The organism is Acinetobacter beijerinckii CIP 110307 (assembly GCF_000369005.1).
In the GTDB taxonomy this organism is placed as follows: Bacteria; Pseudomonadota; Gammaproteobacteria; order Pseudomonadales; family Moraxellaceae; genus Acinetobacter; species Acinetobacter beijerinckii.
The window spans coordinates 578,920-595,884 of the sequence record NZ_KB849765.1 but is presented as its reverse complement, the minus strand read 5'-3'; the positions used below and the strand labels follow the sequence as shown (position 1 = coordinate 595,884).

Annotated in this window: 14 protein-coding genes and 1 pseudogene; 13 read left to right on the top strand and 2 right to left on the bottom strand. The window is 36.7% G+C overall.

Features of this window, described 5'->3' with window-relative positions; all coding sequences use genetic code 11:
* The 5 genes and pseudogenes from F933_RS08355 (at window position 1) to F933_RS08335 (ending at window position 4,136) form a co-directional block, all read left to right on the top strand.
* Complete coding sequence (locus tag F933_RS08355) at window positions 1-729, top strand: hypothetical protein (RefSeq protein WP_005060258.1); 729 nt, start codon at window positions 1-3, stop codon at window positions 727-729.
* A 269-nt stretch (window positions 730-998) separates the two neighbouring features.
* The gene (locus tag F933_RS08350) at window positions 999-1,700 is read left to right on the top strand and encodes a hypothetical protein (protein WP_005060256.1); all 702 of its coding nucleotides are present in this window, start codon (window positions 999-1,001) and stop codon (window positions 1,698-1,700) included.
* A gap of 95 nt (window positions 1,701-1,795) precedes the next feature.
* Complete coding sequence (locus tag F933_RS08345) at window positions 1,796-2,725, top strand: hypothetical protein (RefSeq protein WP_005060254.1); 930 nt, start codon at window positions 1,796-1,798, stop codon at window positions 2,723-2,725.
* 111 nt (window positions 2,726-2,836) lie between these two features.
* Window positions 2,837-3,651: pseudogene (locus tag F933_RS08340) on the top strand (hypothetical protein).
* A gap of 35 nt (window positions 3,652-3,686) precedes the next feature.
* A complete protein-coding gene (locus F933_RS08335) occupies window positions 3,687-4,136 on the top strand; it encodes a hypothetical protein (protein WP_005060249.1) in 450 nt (149 codons plus the stop codon).
* A 193-nt stretch (window positions 4,137-4,329) separates the two neighbouring features.
* Here F933_RS08335 and F933_RS08330 read toward each other — a convergent pair whose 3' ends face one another.
* Window positions 4,330-5,676, bottom strand: coding sequence for a PGAP1-like alpha/beta domain-containing protein (locus F933_RS08330; RefSeq protein ID WP_005060246.1), 1,347 nt, complete (start codon window positions 5,674-5,676; stop codon window positions 4,330-4,332).
* A gap of 259 nt (window positions 5,677-5,935) precedes the next feature.
* Here F933_RS08330 and F933_RS08325 point away from each other — a divergent pair, with 259 nt between their 5' ends.
* From F933_RS08325 to urtE, 8 genes are all read left to right on the top strand, one after another.
* Window positions 5,936-6,526, top strand: coding sequence for a YqiA/YcfP family alpha/beta fold hydrolase (locus tag F933_RS08325; protein ID WP_034710638.1), 591 nt, complete (start codon window positions 5,936-5,938; stop codon window positions 6,524-6,526).
* A gap of 14 nt (window positions 6,527-6,540) precedes the next feature.
* Complete coding sequence (gene parE, locus F933_RS08320) at window positions 6,541-8,424, top strand: DNA topoisomerase IV subunit B (protein ID WP_005060242.1); 1,884 nt, start codon at window positions 6,541-6,543, stop codon at window positions 8,422-8,424.
* A gap of 224 nt (window positions 8,425-8,648) precedes the next feature.
* Entirely contained in the window at window positions 8,649-9,989 is a 1,341-nt protein-coding gene (locus tag F933_RS08315; protein WP_005060240.1) for an MATE family efflux transporter, read from the top strand.
* Window positions 9,990-10,261: 272 nt separating this feature from the next.
* Window positions 10,262-11,542, top strand: a complete 1,281-nt coding sequence (gene urtA / locus F933_RS08310; RefSeq protein WP_005052584.1) for an urea ABC transporter substrate-binding protein — start codon at window positions 10,262-10,264, stop codon at window positions 11,540-11,542.
* Window positions 11,543-11,634: 92 nt separating this feature from the next.
* Window positions 11,635-13,257 carry an urea ABC transporter permease subunit UrtB gene (gene urtB, locus F933_RS08305; protein WP_005060239.1) on the top strand — a complete coding sequence of 541 codons (1,623 nt, stop codon included), beginning with the start codon at window positions 11,635-11,637 and terminating at the stop codon, window positions 13,255-13,257.
* Between the two features lie 4 nt (window positions 13,258-13,261).
* Window positions 13,262-14,332 carry an urea ABC transporter permease subunit UrtC gene (gene urtC, locus F933_RS08300; protein WP_005060237.1) on the top strand — a complete coding sequence of 357 codons (1,071 nt, stop codon included), beginning with the start codon at window positions 13,262-13,264 and terminating at the stop codon, window positions 14,330-14,332.
* Window positions 14,333-15,160, top strand: a complete 828-nt coding sequence (gene urtD, locus F933_RS08295; RefSeq protein ID WP_005060235.1) for an urea ABC transporter ATP-binding protein UrtD — start codon at window positions 14,333-14,335, stop codon at window positions 15,158-15,160. It begins immediately after the preceding gene.
* A 9-nt stretch (window positions 15,161-15,169) separates the two neighbouring features.
* Window positions 15,170-15,868 (top strand): urea ABC transporter ATP-binding subunit UrtE, encoded by a 699-nt coding sequence (gene urtE, locus F933_RS08290; RefSeq protein ID WP_005060233.1) that lies wholly within the window; start codon window positions 15,170-15,172, stop codon window positions 15,866-15,868.
* Window positions 15,869-16,167: 299 nt separating this feature from the next.
* Here the strand turns inward: urtE and F933_RS08285 are convergent, their stop codons facing one another.
* Window positions 16,168-16,905, bottom strand: a complete 738-nt coding sequence (locus F933_RS08285; protein WP_034710948.1) for a hypothetical protein — start codon at window positions 16,903-16,905, stop codon at window positions 16,168-16,170.
* Between the last annotated feature and the right edge of the window lie 60 nt (window positions 16,906-16,965).

The window sequence follows — 16,965 nt, the reverse complement described above, 5'->3', positions numbered from 1 at the left end:
ATGTTTAGTAAATATGTGGTTGGTACAGGATTGGTATTATTAGCATTTGGTTCAATAATATCAGCATGTGCGGATAGTTCATCAGTAAATTGTAATAAAAATAATGTTTATGAAAGTATACAGTGTATTGAAAAGGAAAATAAAAAATTAATTATTAAACTTGATAATGAAAAAAATAGAGAAAAAAATGATTATAATAAATGGATGGAAAAAATAAAAAATAATTGTGAAGGAAAAATAAGTCATATAGCTGGGGAAGGTGCAGGTCTAGTTAGAAATCAATGTTATAGAGATGAGTACTTATCTAGATTATCATTTTTAACAACTGGAAAAACTTCGAAAGAAGAAAAAAATATTCATGGTTTAGTGGTAACACATTTACCTTATAATTCAGTTGATCATTTTAAATGTCTTTTAAAGAAAGATATAAATAGTTGTTCTAAAGTTAATTTGGTGAGCTCATCTAATTTGGTAAAATTCTATCCATCTATTTCACCAAGTTATGGGGATGGTATTGTTCTTCCAGAAACAGAAAGTGGTAAACAAATCATAATTTCTCCATTTGAAGATAATGAAGATGAGGGTCCACAACTTGCTATTTTAATCATTAATGCTTTTGGTGTAGAAGAAAAGAAATTTATCCCAGCAACTAAAAATGTATTAATAGATAAGAATTATAATTTAACTTATATGGAAGGTAGTAAAGAAAAAAGAGTAAAATTAAAATGAAAATTTTATTTATATTCCAGTAAATACTTGAAATCAACCCGAACTATTCATAGTTCGGGTTTTTTGTAAGCAAACAGAAAAAGTGAGATAAACAGTGAAAAGACTACCATACATATTATTAGCAATGGGCCTTACAATAGGCTGTAATGCTAAATCTGTAGACCAAAAAATAATCAAAATATTAAAGTTGAGTCTTGTGGTTTTGATTATGATGTAGATAACTATTAATCTAAATCGGATAAAATTAAAGTTTTTGAAAAAATATTGGAATGAAGCCGGATTTTAATAAAGATTACTCTGTAATAAAAATTGATGATGGTAAATATTATAGGTTGGCCGTTTTGAATCAAAGAAGTTATAAGGTTTACCCTTTGAATTATCAAATAAATAAGGCAAAATCTAATTTTAATTACTCTACTGAAAAAGATGAGTTGTGTATATCTGGAGATTTATATTCCTATAGAGATACATATTTAAACTCAAAAGCATGTTTTAAAATTATTGATAATGCTTTTGTAAAGGTGAGTATTATAGAGGATATAAGTCAAAAAAATAATAGTAACAACCTGGTTTTTATGAAAACACCAGTTTCGTCTGATTTTTACTCTAAGTGTGCTGAGAAAAATCCAGTGAAAAAATGTGAACAACTTGAAAGATCTAATAATAGACCTTATACTTTATCCGAATTAAAGAAAATATCTCCTGATTTTTTTAATATATTTTATAATTCTAAAATAGACTCATTGAATGCAAATACGTTTAGGTTTCTTCCTAAAATGAAAGATAGTTTTTATTCTATTGCTGAAAAGTATATAGAAACAGATGAAGACTCTAGATCTGAATTTTATCTGATTACACTTAAACCAAAAGTAGAAATAGAAAAAATCGGTGATTATTACTCCATTGATAGCTCAGGAGTAATAACTTATAAAGATAAAAATGGAAAATTATTGAAGAGATATTTAAAATAAGAATAACTTAATGTTGAGTTGATATACTCTAACTGAGTTGGGGTATTTTTTAAATAAATTCAAATTGGTGGATTTAGACTAATAGGAGATATGAAATGAATTTCTTTAAAACAGTAATGATATTTTCTATTGGTTTAGTAGTATCAAGTTGTGGTTTCTCTAAAGAGAATAATCAAAATCTTGATGTCGAAAATAAGAGCGTTATTAATAGTTCTGTTACACGAGAACAAGTTTTAAAGTGTAAATTTGAACAAGGTTACATTGATTTTTGTTCAGATAAATTTTTAAAATTTTATAAGGATACATTAAGTAAGAAAGTAAACTTTGCTCAAAATAAGGTTGCTTTAGTAATTAATAAAGAAAGAGATACTGGGAAAGGTGTACCTAGGAGAGTTAAATACTTTGTTGTATTGGATCCGATAACTAAAAGAGTATATCCATTAGAACAATCTGTTGGTTATTTTGTTAATGATAGGTTGGAAGAAATTGCCACAGAGCCTTCAATTATTAAATTTAACCAAAATAATAATAAAGTTTGTCTATCAGGTACAACATTCTCGTATCAAGATAATAATGTAAATGTTGAGAATGAATGCTATACATTCAATCCAAACGATAAAAATTTCTTTAAAAAGGTACAAAAAGAAAAAATCATAAAATATGAAAATGGAAATCTTCCAGTTTCACTTGAAAAGAAAAAATTTTTATGCAATGGAGTAAAGTGTAAAGAAAACACACTTACTTACGAGAAGCTAAAAGAAATATCAAATAATGATAAAAACAGTGAACTTCGCTTTCTTGTAAATGAAAGAGGATTTGATACAACTTACATTAATGCTTCTGCTGGTAGTAATATTTTATATGTTTTTAAATATAGTGAAGGAGATAGTGAGCAAGAAAATATATATTTGTCCTATTTTTTAAATGGTTTGTTTAAAACAAAGGCATTAGGTGAAGTTAAATCATTTAAAGTGGATAGTAGTCAGAAAGTATATTTTAATGGCAATGAAATTATCTTAAATTAAATTTTTAATAAAACAGTGATTTTTTTGCTTGTCATCACTGTTTTGTTTTTTGTAAATATAGGGTTTCTCTAATAATGAATATTTTTATAAAAATAAGCATATGATTTTATTATGAAATATACATGTATCTTGATCGGTTTATTGGTCTTTTTAACAAGGGCTAATGCTGAATTTAATATAGAAAATAATAAGAATCAGCCTACCTATATAAAATTAGGGTATAGGAATATTCTGAATTCAAGCTTTATTTATCCTGATAGTGACAAGAATGCTAACTTAAAGAGGAATACAGTTAATATTCCATATGAAGATGATTTAATTGTATTTCAGCCGCTATTGAAAAATGATAATAAAATAAAAGGCATGGATTATTATTTTTTAAACTACGAATGTTTTGTGTAATTTGGTGGTGTTAAATACAAGCTTCCCTTTGTTATTTCTGATGTAGCTGCTGTTGGTGCAAGTATGCTTTTTAATGATGATAATATAGTTATCTTTTCAGTAGAAAGTTATGCAAATCCAGTTTCAAATAATAATTCAAAAAAATTTAAAAGTGATGTTTATGTCCTGAATAAGAAAAATTCAGGCTTGTATGCACCTTCTGTTTTATCTTTAAATAAAAAATTAAAAAATTTGAATTATGCTTCTATGGGGTTTAGTAAATTTATTTCTGCTAAATATGATAAGAATGAAAAAAATATAATATTGTGTATGAAATTAATAATGCTTCAGAAGATTTTAGCTCCACTGGGAAGGTTGTCTATGAAAAGGCTCCAATTGAATATTCATTTATACTAATTCCTGATCAAAAAAAACCATTTTTGATAAAAAATTTTTCTGAAAAGAAAAAAGGTAGTAATAATGTTATTTCAAATGATGATAGAGGTGGAATGTATTCTTCTTTTTTAAAGAAAGATATTGATTGAGTTTTTTAAAATTGTTGGTGGTTTTGAGGTAAATAATGAATAAGAAAATAATTTTCCTGCTATGCTTGATTTTTATTAGTACTTTACTAGCATGTAGTGATAAAAATCAGGACAAATCACAAGTTGGTTTAAATAGCGAACAGAATGTAATGCGCATAGAGGATAGAGAAAAACCTCTATTAGCTATAAGTGAGCCAACGGTAACTAATAATAAAGAATTTGAGAGTAATGATAGTCCACAAATCTCATGTTCTGATAAGAATATTACAGAATGGTATGGTTTTGATGAAACTACAGATGAACCAAAATGTAAAACTGTACAGAGCTTTAAGCTTACATCTTATAAATGTGAAATCTCTAAAGATGCCTTTGGTACTGATGAAGATGCAGTATTATTAGAAAATGAAAGCCAGCGAATTTTTATTTATTCTGATCAAAAAGTTTGTAATGAAGTATTGGAAATACGTAACTCTAATGCACCATAAGGTTGGAATTCAAAAATGAAACTTTGAGTAAAAGAGAACTTTCTCAGCATTTTTTTTGTGATGCCTTCAGATTTTATTTTCACTTAGATACAGTGAATCTTATGATTAGAATTACAGTGAAGAAAACTTAATCTGAAAATCTAATCTCACAAATCTATAAAAAGCTCAGCAATATAGCTGAGCTTTTTTAATTTTAAGTCTCAACAATGCCTTCTAAATCATCAAAGGTGTAATTGTTCGGTACATTGATCATATGGGTCTGTACCCCAGCTTCCACTTTTTCTTTCGCATCAGGATACAACCAACGTGTGATTTGTTCAGCGACACTGGAGTGATACTGAATTTCAAAATGATTCAGCCCATAGAAAACCGCTTTATGTGTGTCTGGTAATTTTAGTTGGAAACGTGGATTTGGATGTTCGCCTAAAGCACTTTTTACACTGACCAAATAATCGCCAATGACAGACAACGCTTTATTACGTAACTTTTCAAACTCTAAAGTACCCGCAATCAAGAAAGTATTGATATGTGAAGGTAATGGAGCAGGTTTACGATTGTCATCAGCAAAACCAATACGGGCATCATTATGTTCCCAGTCATCATCACGTACACTGCCGTGACGCAAGTCTAGAATGCCGTTACTACGCACATTGACTAATTGACCAATTAGACTAATAAAAGGGAATGCACCCAATTTATCTTGCAAGATGAAGCCAAAACGTTCAAGCACAGCACCATGATGGGGTGAACCAATACAAACTAAATTCTCAACCATATGAACCCATTGGTAAAGATTTTGTTTTCCATAAAATAGCGCGCTTCGAGACACTAAGCCGCCCATACTATGTCCAATTAAATCAATACTGGTAATTCTTGGATTGCGTTGTACTAAATCTTCAAGCACATTTGCAAAACTACGGCCATTGGCTGAAATACGTCGTCCAGTATTATAGTTAAGATACAACATGGTGTTGTTATCACGTTGAGCTAACAAACGTTCGCCGATACCACCATAGCGACTATTCGACCAACTTAAATGATTCATACACAAACCATGTGTCAGTATCACAACACGACCTGTGAGTTCACCTTGTTGTAAAGATCCATAGTGATCATAAAGCACCATAGGCAATGCCATTGGATTATGCTGCTTTAAAAAGAAATCACCGAAAATGCCATTGAGTGCACCGACAACAAAGTAAAGACTTGGAGTGAGCGGTTTGTCATGTAAAACAGGAAATTTCTCAATGATATGACGCAAACTTGGTGCAAGAAAACTTGTTCCATATTTTTGTAGTGCATCATAAGAAAATTGATAAAACTTTTGTAGTTGTGGGTGTTTTTGAAGTTTTTTAGCTTTTTGCGCACTTAAACCGAGCGTAGTCCGTAACACTTCAGTTTGTACAAGTTGCACCAATTCGTGCACACCACTCAGACTTGTGCTGACCAGTTGTGCCAAACCTTCCAAAACATCTGCCTGACTAGGTGGCGTACTGTCCCATTTACAGTAGGTTTCATGCAGAGGTGTTAAACTTGGCATATTGATTCCCCATCCTTGATATATACCGAAGGTTTGAAGTTATTCATTCATATTGTTTAGATAAACTACAACAAACGCTTACATCTTATGTCTTTCATAAGCAATTTTTTAAGAATACTGATGAACGGAGTGCAGTATCGTTTTTTGTGTCTGACAATATGGAGCTTAAATGTAATTTATTTTGTTATTTGATTAACTATTAATCAAAATAATGTGACTTATTTCACTGTATGTCAAGTCTTTGACTATTTTGGTGCGTATGCAAATTATTTATTTACATGGTTTCAGAAGTAGCCCCATGTCTAAAAAAGGGCAACAGTTGTATCAATACTGTGCACAATTTGATGATGTAGACGTACATTTACCTGATTTAAATCAATCCCCTGAACTTGTACTAGCGCAAATTTCGCAGTTGATCGAAAGTTTAACCCTGCAACAAGTTGTATTGGTAGGCAGTAGCTTAGGCGGATTTTATGCGACATATTTTGTCGCCAAGTATGGTTGTGCTGCTGTACTGATTAATCCTGCCATGCAACCATGGCAATTATTTGAAGATTTATTTGGAATTGGGCAGATTCCGCTCAAAGTCACTGAATCATGGATGCTTGATATCGATCAATTGCAGCAATTACAATCGATTGCCGAGACGAAGCTTAATCATGCTGATAAAATTCTTGTGTTGTTGCAACAGGGTGACGAAGTCTTGGATTATCGTCAGGCACAACGTTATTATAGCGCAGCACATCCTTGTTCATTGATTTTAACCGATGTTGGTGGTAATCATGCAATGGATGATTTTGAAGAAAAATTACCCTTCATCTTTGAATTTTTATCGGCAGCCATCCAATAAGGAAGTCAGACCAAGTGACACAATACACGGCACAATCTCTTGAAGTTCTTTCTGGTTTAGATCCTGTACGTCGTCGTCCAGGTATGTATACCGATACCACACGCCCAAACCATTTGGCGCAAGAGGTGATTGATAATGCTGTCGATGAGGCTTTGGCAGGACATGCTGACCAAATTTGTGTGACGGTCTATGAAGATGGTTCATTATCGGTTGAAGATAATGGTCGTGGAATGCCCGTTGATATCCATCCTGAATATGGTCAAAGTGGTATCGAAATTATTCTGACCAAGCTACATGCAGGTGGTAAATTCAGTACCGATAACTATCAATTTTCAGGTGGTTTGCACGGTGTAGGTATTTCTGTCGTCAATGCTTTATCTACACGTGTTGAGGTTGCGGTACAACGTCAGGGTAACTTGTATCAAATGGCGTTTGAGCAAGGTGAGCCTGTAGCACCTTTATCTGTATTAGAAGGTAAGGTGGCGAAACGTGCGACAGGGACAACCGTTCGTTTCTGGCCAGAAGCAAAATATTTTGATAGTCCTAAGTTCGCATTAAAAGCGCTTAAACATAATTTAAAAGCCAAAGCAGTATTAGCAGCAGGCTTAAAAATTATTTATGACGATAAAATAAGTAACGAAAAAATCGAATGGCAATTTGAAAATGGTCTAGTTGACTATTTGATGGATGAGCTTGAAGAGCGTGAAATTTTACCTGATCCTGCCTTTGTCAGTAGTGGACAAGCAGACCGTGCAGCGTGTGAATTTGCGATTTGCTGGAATGTTGAAGGTGGTGAGCAGATTCAGGAAAGTTACGTCAATTTGATTCCAACCGCGCAAGGCGGTACGCATGTCAATGGATTACGTTCAGGAGTCACTGAGGCATTACGTGAGTTCTGTGAATTACGCAATTTATTACCGCGTAATATGAAACTTTCCGCAGAAGATGTTTGGGATGGCGTAAATTTCATCTTATCTTTAAAATTTCAAGAGCCACAATTTTCAGGACAAACCAAAGAACGGCTATCGAGCCGTGAAGCATCAAATATTGTGCTCAATATCGCCAAAGATGCGTTTGCATTATGGTTAAACCAACATGCCGAGATCGCGACTCAATTAGCTGAAATGGCAATTGCCAAAGCAGGTCGTCGTTTAAAAGCAGCCAAAAAAGTTGAACGTAAGAAGATTGTAGCTGGTCCAGCATTACCCGGTAAATTAGCAGATTGTGTTGGTTTAACACGTGAAGACAGTGAGCTGTTTATTGTCGAAGGGGATTCGGCAGGTGGAAGTGCAAAACAAGCGCGTGACAAAAACTTCCAAGCGATTATGCCGATTCGTGGAAAAATCTTAAATACTTGGGAAGTGTCTTCGGATGAGGTCTTGGCATCTCAGGAAGTCCATGACATTGCGATTGCAATTGGTGTTGATCCAGGCAGTGATGATCTATCAGAACTGCGCTATGGCAAAATTTGTATCCTTGCCGATGCAGACTCGGATGGTTTACATATCGCGACACTACTCTGTGCATTGTTTGTGAAGCATTTCCCGACTTTAGTTGAAGATGGTCATTTGTTTGTCGCAATGCCACCACTTTATCGTATTGATATTGGTAAAGATGTTTATTATGCGTTGGATGATAGTGAACTCGAAAGCATTTTGAAAAAAGTGAAAGGTAATAAAAATCCGCAAATCACTCGATTTAAAGGATTAGGTGAGATGAATGCCAGTCAACTACGTGAAACCACCATGGATCCAAATACCCGCCGTTTAGTACAGCTCGATTTGGATGATGCGCATTTTACCGCAGGGTTATTAGATAAATTGCTTGCCAAAAAACGTTCGAGTGATCGTAAACATTGGTTAGAGCAGAAAGGTAATTTGGCGGATATTGTGGTTTGATTTGAATCGTTTTTTTGCTTAGCCCAGTCCATCTGGGCTTTTTTATGTCTTGTTAAAAATATGAATTCATAAGCATAAAAATAAATATGGAACGCTATTTGCTTTTTATCTATTGGTAAAATTTTATCTAACATTTGAAGCGCATTGATCAAAATGTCTTGTTTGTTTCTAAGATTTTAAAATTCAAATATATCAAATTCTTAATTGATAATAGTGAAAATATAATGAAGCGTTTTTTAAGTATTTTTTTCCCAATTCTGTTTAGTAATACGATTTTTATTATGAGTGGTGTTATTGATACCGCTTTCTTATCCCACTATAGCCATGTGCATTTAACGGCTTTATCCGTTTCTCTTTCAGTTTACATGATTGTTTTTGTGGTGGGCTACGGCTTACTACAAGGAATGTTTCAAATCCTCGCTGAAGAAAAAGGGCGGGAAATCAATCAACAAAAATTAACTAACGTCGTGAGTTTGGCCGTATTAATCGCAGCTGTGTTTAGTATTTTCGCGATCGTTTTGATCAATAATACTGAGTATTTATTAACCTTTTTTCAAGCACCTGACACGGTTCTGATACTGGTTAAAAATTGCTTGATGATTTTTTCAGTCGATCTAGTGATTCGTCTATGTTGTCGAATCTTAACCATACAAATACAGGTTTTAGATCGTCCTATCATCGCGACATATATTGGTGTGGTTTTTTTGTTGATCAAACTGCCACTGTCCTATGCTTTGATCAATGGAGTGGCGTACTTTGATATTGCACCTTGGGGTGTCTATGGTGCCGTATTTTCGACATTGCTTGGGGACAGTGTGATGTTGATATTGCTGTGCGGTTATATACGTGGCAACGCTGTTTTTAAACTTGATCTGAGTCGCTTTTCTTTCAATTATGAATTGTTGATTCGTTTTCTTCGAATTGGAATACCCACCGCTCTCATGATCGTGATTGATGTGATTGCTTTCATGGCGATTTCGATTTTAGCATTACCATTAGGCAGTATCGTGATTGCCTCGCATCAAGTGATCGCAAGCATATGTTCCATGCTATATATTTTACCTGCCGCATTTTCTGTTGCATTCAGTTTGATGTTATCTGAAAAAATTGGTGCTCAACAGAAGCAAGTTGCTTTGCTTTGGTCAAAAAAAGCCTTTCTGCTTATATTTGTTTTAGCTGTGACTTTATGCAGTGTTTTACTGCTTCTTCGTGAGGAATTCATTTCCCTATTTACTCAAGACTCAGCGGTTATTCAGATCACGATCTCCCTCTTTATACTCGGCATACTGTTTCATTTAGCCGATGCAATGTTATGTATTTTTGCAACGGTATTACGTTGCTGGGGTATAACGATTGTGCCGAGTATGATTTATAGCAGCTCATTATTGATCTTTGGTTTAGGCTTTGGTCAGGTATTGGCATATTGGGGAATGGATTGGTGGATATTCAAGATCGCTCCATTGGGAATTTTTGGATTTTGGTTTGCTTTAATCGTGTCTTATAGCTTAGCTGTAATCATGTGTGCTTTATGTTTTAAATATCGAAATATCATATGGATTCGTTAACTTAAAGGATTTTGAATTTATTCAATTTTTTCCAAAGCAGAAATTTAAGTTTTCTCTATCGGGGTTAACTATCAATTTCACGTCTTGAAGAAGTCAGTCTGCATCATTTTGGTTCATTACGTATTTTTTGTATGCAATGTTGTATACAAGATTGGATTTCTAACGAGAAATTTTAGATAAAATTAATATAAAACAATTGCTTAAATTATTGGCACAGAAATTGAATAACTCCACTTAGTAAAAATCACAATATCAACCTGTGGAGAACAAAGATGCAAAATAAATTGATGTCGATGTCTGTACTTATGGCAGCGATGATGGGGGTAGGACTGGTTGGTTGTTCAAAACCAGCAGAAAAAACAGAACAAACAAAAACTGAAGCAAAGACAGCACCAGCAGAAAGTGGCGATACCATTAAAGTCGGGATTCTGCATTCGCTTTCAGGCACGATGGCGATTTCTGAGACTTCTCTGAAAGATACTGCATTGATGACCATCAATGAAATCAATGCCAATGGTGGAGTTATGGGTAAAAAACTCGAACCTGTCATTGTTGACCCAGCATCAGATTGGCCACTATTTGCTGAAAAAGCACGTCAGTTAATTACTCAGGACAAAGTTGCCGTTATTTTCGGTTGTTGGACGTCAGTATCACGTAAGTCTGTTCTTCCTGTGGTTGAAGAGTTGAATGGTTTACTATTCTATCCAGTGCAATATGAAGGTCAGGAACAGTCTAAGAATATTTTCTATACAGGCGCAGCGCCGAATCAACAAGCCATTCCTGCTGTTGAATATTTAATGGGAGATGAGGGCGGTAAAGCACAACGTTTTGTTTTACTCGGCACAGATTATGTCTACCCACGTACCACCAATAAAATCTTACGTGCATTCTTGAAGTCTAAAGGCATTGCTGATGCAGACATCATGGAAGAATACACACCGTTTGGTCATAGCAACTATCAAACCATTGTTGCCAATATCAAGAAATTCTCTGCGGGCAAAAAGACTGCGGTGATTTCAACTATCAATGGCGATTCCAACGTTCCTTTCTATCGTGAGTTAGGCAACCAAGGTATTAAGGCTGCTGATATTCCAGTGATGGCTTTCTCAGTTGGTGAAGAAGAATTACGTGGTATTGATACTAAACCATTGGTTGGACATTTAGCTTCATGGAACTATTTCATGTCAGTTAAAAATCCGAAAAACACCGAATTTGTCAATAAATTCAAACAGTATGCAGTGGAGTACAAACTTCCAAATGCTGACAAAGTTGTGACCAACGATCCGATGGAAGCGACCTATGTTGGTATCAATATGTGGAAACAAGCGGTTGAAAAAGCGGGTACAACGGACGTAGATAAAGTTCGTGATGCGATGGCAGGTCAAACTTTTGCAGCACCATCGGGTTATACCCTCAAAATGGATGAAACCAATCACCATTTACATAAACCTGTGATGATCGGCCAAATCCGTGGTGATGGACAATTTGATGTGGTTTATAAAACGCCTCAGACCATCAAAGCTGAGCCTTGGAGCCCTTACATTCCTAAATAATTTTCCTATGCAACCTGCTGTTTCGGCAGCAGGTTTTTCTTGGTTTTTAGTTTTGATTAATTGGTTTAAATAGAAAATATAAGGGGAGTCTTATGGCGAAACACTATGTTTTGGCACTGCTCTGCATCATGGCACAGATCATTTTTAATCCTGCATGGGCAGAAGTTACTTCACCAACAACAGTGACGTCTACAACTTCTCAGGATGCCATCCAAACATTTGTTAAATCTGACTTTGCCACTCGTCGTGCCATGTTGAATCAATGGCCAGCCAGTATTGAGCAACTGGATCAATTGGTCGCGTATATTGATCAAAATGAATTATATACTGATAGTTTTGGCAACACATATATTTTAAAAAATGATGAAAAATTATTAAGTTACCCACAACAGCAAGTTATCGAAACTTGGCCATCGGACTTGTCACAAGTGACGCTGGTTAATACGTTGCGTAAGGCACTGAATTTTGGACAAGCCAAAGTTAAATTGAATTCAGATAATGCTTCACAACGTTTAGTTGCGGTGGATATTTTAGAAAACAACTTAGATGAGCTCGATGTCACCACTATTAAACAACTCTATCTCAATGAAAAAAGTGATGTTGTTAAAGCCCGTTTAGCACAACTGAAAGCCCGTTTAGATTTTAATAGTTCAGATGAATTCACCAAGATCGAATCGGTAAAAATTTTGGCAGATTCGAATCGCCCAGATGTATATGCTTTAATCACACAAAGCTTGGAACAACCTCAGAGCAATCCAGCACTCAAGACAGCTTTGGTTGAAGCACAAAATAAAATTAAAACCCGTTTGCAAATCAGTGAGTGGTCAGGACATGTATTTTCGGGTCTTAGTACTGCTAGTATTTTACTTTTAGCCGCGCTTGGTCTGGCAATTACATACGGTTTGCTTGGTGTCATCAATATGGCACATGGTGAACTCATCATGATTGGTGCTTATACCACTTATGTAATTCAAAGCTTTTTTAAAACGCACTTTGCAGGTCTAGTCGATTGGTATTTATTGGCTGCGATTCCTGCTGCATTTCTGGTAAGTGCGCTGATCGGCATGTTGATTGAACGAACGGTGATTCGCCCGTTATATGGCCGCCAATTGGAAACATTATTGGCTACCTTTGGGGTAAGCTTAATCTTGATGCAATCGGTTCGTATGATCTTTGGTGCGCAGAACGTTGAAGTGTCGAATGTTGCATGGCTCAGTGGTGGAATTGCCCTGACGCCAAGCCTGATGTTGCCATATAACCGTATTGCAATTATTGGTTTTACTGTGGCGGTATTACTACTTTTAGTTTTCTTATTAAACAAAACCCGTTTCGGATTATTTGTCCGTGCTGTGACGCAAAACCGTCAAATGGCGCGTGCCGTGGGCATTCGATCTGCACGTATTGACATGATGGCATTTGGCTTAGGTTCTGGCTTAGCAGGATTGGCAGGTTGTGCGCTAGCACAAGTAGGCAATGTCGGGCCTGACCTCGGACAAAACTACATCATTGATGCCTTCCTTGTCGTTGTGGTTGGCGGCGTGGGGCAAGTGTGGGGTGCAGTACTTGCAGCCTTAGGTTTAGGGATTAGCGGTACAGTTTTGGAGATTGGTTTAGGTGCGGTTTTAGCAAAAATTATTCTCTTGGTTCTTGTGATTTTGTTTATCCAAAAGCGTCCACAAGGTTTGTTTGCCATCAAAGGTCGTTTCGTGGAGTAAGCCAATGAAAATCACTTCTTTATTTGCAGATAAACCCTATAGCGCAATTGCGATTGCCATTTGTTTTGCCGTGTTATTGAGCTTGCCGTGGTTGCATTTGTTGTCACCTGATTCCACATTTTATCTGTCTGCGTATTGGATCACGTTGATTGGCAAAATAATGTGTCTGGCATTGGTCGCATTGGCACTGGATTTAGTGTGGGGCTATGCAGGGATTTTAAGCTTGGGGCACGGTTTATATTTCGCCTTGGGTGGCTATGCTTTTGGCATGTATTTAATGCGCGAATCCGCAGGCGATGGTTTACCGGATTTCATGCGTTTCCTTAGTTGGACAGAGCTCCCTTGGTATTGGGTGGGAACAGAGCATTTTGCTTGGGCAATGATCTTGGTTTTATCAGTACCTGCTTTAGTTGCTTTTATTTTTGGTTTCTTTGCCTTTCGCTCCAAAATCAAGGGTGTGTATTTCTCGATTATTACTCAAGCCATGACCTTTGCCGCAGCCTTATTATTCTTCCGAAATGAGACCGGTTTCGGTGGAAATAATGGCTTCACGGGGTTTAAAACCTTACTCGGTTTTGATATCACCTCTGCGCCGATGCGTGCCACTTTATGTTTTGTCACTGCTTTGGTGTTAATGCTGTGTTTTATTGGTTTACGTCAACTGATGAATCGTCCTTATGGTCGAGTGCTTGGCGCGATTCGTGACAGTGAAAACCGGTTGCAATATTTGGGCTATCGCACACTGTGGTACAAGCTTTCAGCATGGGTGCTATCAGCAGTGATTGCAGGTATTGCAGGGGCGTTGTATGTGCCACAGGTTGGCATTATTAACCCAAGTGAAATGAATCCAGTCAACTCGATTGAAATGGCAGTGTGGGTTGCCGCAGGTGGTCGTGGCACTTTGATTGGACCGATTCTAGGTGCAGGTTTAATCAATGCTGTGAAGACTTATTTCACAGTTGCGGCACCAGAAGCTTGGTTACTGATCTTAGGTGCTTTATTTATTGTGGTGACGATTTTCTTACCGAAAGGTGTGATTGGATTATTTGACCGTTTTAAAAAGGAGAGCAATTAAATGAGTGATTTATTCATAGACTCAGCTCAACATGGCGGTCAACTCGGTGAGGGTTATGGTCGTGCCAAAACTGAAGGCGCAGATTTTAGTCACGGGATTGCCTTGTATTTAGAAAAAGTCAGTGTCTGGTTTGATTCGTTTCGTGCCCTCAATGATTTATCACTCTACATCGCTGAAGGTGAGTTACGCTGCATCATTGGACCGAATGGTGCAGGCAAAACCACGCTGATGGATGTGATTACAGGTAAAACGCGTCCAACCACAGGTACAGCATTTTTTGGACAAAACTATGATCTTGCCAAAATGAGTACCGAGGAAATTGCGGAAGTTGGAATTGGACGCAAATTCCAAAAACCAACAGTGTTTGAAAATTTCACAGTAATGGAAAATTTACTGCTCGCGGCACCACGAGATAAGCGAGTGAAAAAGAGCTTGTTTAGCCGACTTGATCCAGAAGCGCAGTTAGCATTGGAGGAAAGTTTAGAACAAATTCGCTTAAAGGAATTTGTAAAAAAGCCCGCAGGATTATTATCTCATGGTCAAAAGCAGTGGTTAGAGATCGGCATGTTGTTGATGCAACGTCCAAAGCTGATTTTATTGGATGAGCCTGTGGCAGGAATGACCGATGCAGAAACAGAACGCACTGCTGAACTGTGTTTAGAATTGAAAAAAAATCATACGCTTGTGGTTGTTGAGCACGACATGAGCTTTATTGACACCATCAGTGAAAAAGTCACGGTATTGGCACAAGGTGCAATTTTGGCAGAGGGCACATTGGCAGAGGTACAAGCCAATGAAGATGTGATTGAAAAGTATTTAGGACGCTAGGAGACTGCCATGTTAGAAGTGAAAGAAGTTAACCAGTTTTATGGTGGTAGTCATATTCTGCGTGATGTGTCTTTTCAAGCGCCTTTAGGCGAATGCAGTGTTGTTCTAGGACGGAATGGTGTAGGTAAAACCACTTTAATGAAATGCTTGATGGGGATTTTACCGATTAAGTCAGGACAGATTTTGCTAGATGGCAAAGATATTGCCAAGATGTCTCCTGAGCAACGAGTACGTGCGGGATTGGCGTACGTGCCGCAAGGACGAGATATTTTTTCAACTTTAACCGTAGAGGAAAATATCTTAATTGGTATGGCGAAATTTTCGGGTGCAAAAACCCGAAAAGTGCCGAGTCATCTCTACGAAATTTTTCCTGTCTTGGATGAAATGAAGCATCGCCGTGGTGGAGATTTATCAGGTGGTCAGCAGCAACAGCTCGCGATTGCACGCGCGTTGGCTTCGGAGCCAAGAGTCTTGATTTTGGATGAACCGACTGAGGGGATTCAGCCCTCGATTATCAAAGACATTGGTCGGGTGATTCGTAAATTGGCAGATCAGGGTGAAATGGCGATCGTTTTGGTGGAGCAGTTTTACGATTTTGCTGAAGAACTGGCAGATAACTATACGGTGATGGCGCGTGGTCAAGTGATCGCACAGGGGCAAGGTGCGGAAATGCCTGAAAAGGGGATAAGGGAGTTGGTGGCGATTTAGTATCAACCCTATATATCTCATTTTACTATTTAGAAACTAGATATTAAAAAAATGATTATCTTTCGGAGTCGTCATACCTAGTAGTCTTCTAATTTTTAAATACGCCTTCCGCTGGAGTTACTTTGGTTTTGCCCAAAGTAACCAAAGGCATTGTCATTCACAAAACCTGTTCAATTCTTGGATTTTTTCTATTGTTTCGCAGAAACAATATCTTTCAAAGATTACGCAGGTTGTGAATGACGTTTCCGAGACTCATAAGTTTTCTTAAATTTTTTGTTGAGTTTGAGGGTAAAGATCATTTATTTACCTTCAACCTTATAGAACGTGCCACCCGCATAGACGTTATGCCCAAAACCACATCCAGACTCGCCGTTATTTTGTTTCACCTCAATTTTTTGACCATTATTTGTATCATTCACAAATTGAAGCTTAATCTGGCAGTCCTCATAACGATAGTTGGCTTTGTTTGCAGTGATCGGCATTGTGGTATCAAACTCACCTAAATTAGGACCATAAATAAGACCACGAATGCCAAAATAATAACCTTCAAAATTAATGAGATATTTGCTCTGTTGTTTCTTTACCGTGATGTAATCCCATTGCCCAAAACCATTGGCTCTTACATAAGTGCCTTGTAAGTCTTTGCTGATATGAGGTTTAGGAAGTTGTTTTAAGTTGTATTGACTGATTTTTGAATCTTTATCTCGTAAAAACCACACCCGTGCCCATTGTGGTTTGCCTAATTTGGCATAACTCAACCCGACATTATTATTGGCTATTTCAATCTCTCGGTCAGTAACCTTGATACCGCTTTCCTCTGCATTGATTTGGCAGAACTGCGACCATGCGGCTTGATCTTCAAACTGTTTTACCGCTTTGGCATATTGTTTTTGATCATAGAGCTTTTTTCCATTTAGCGCATATTGTTTTACTTTGGCACAGCCTTGTTGTAATTCTTGTTCAAAGGACGTTTCAGCAAAGCTTGCTGTTGCAGTGATAATACTCGCGGTGAGTATATAAAATTGTGATATTTTCATATGTTGCATCGTTTTTAGAATGGTACTATTTTTTATTTTAACCAAGAATATGATTACAGC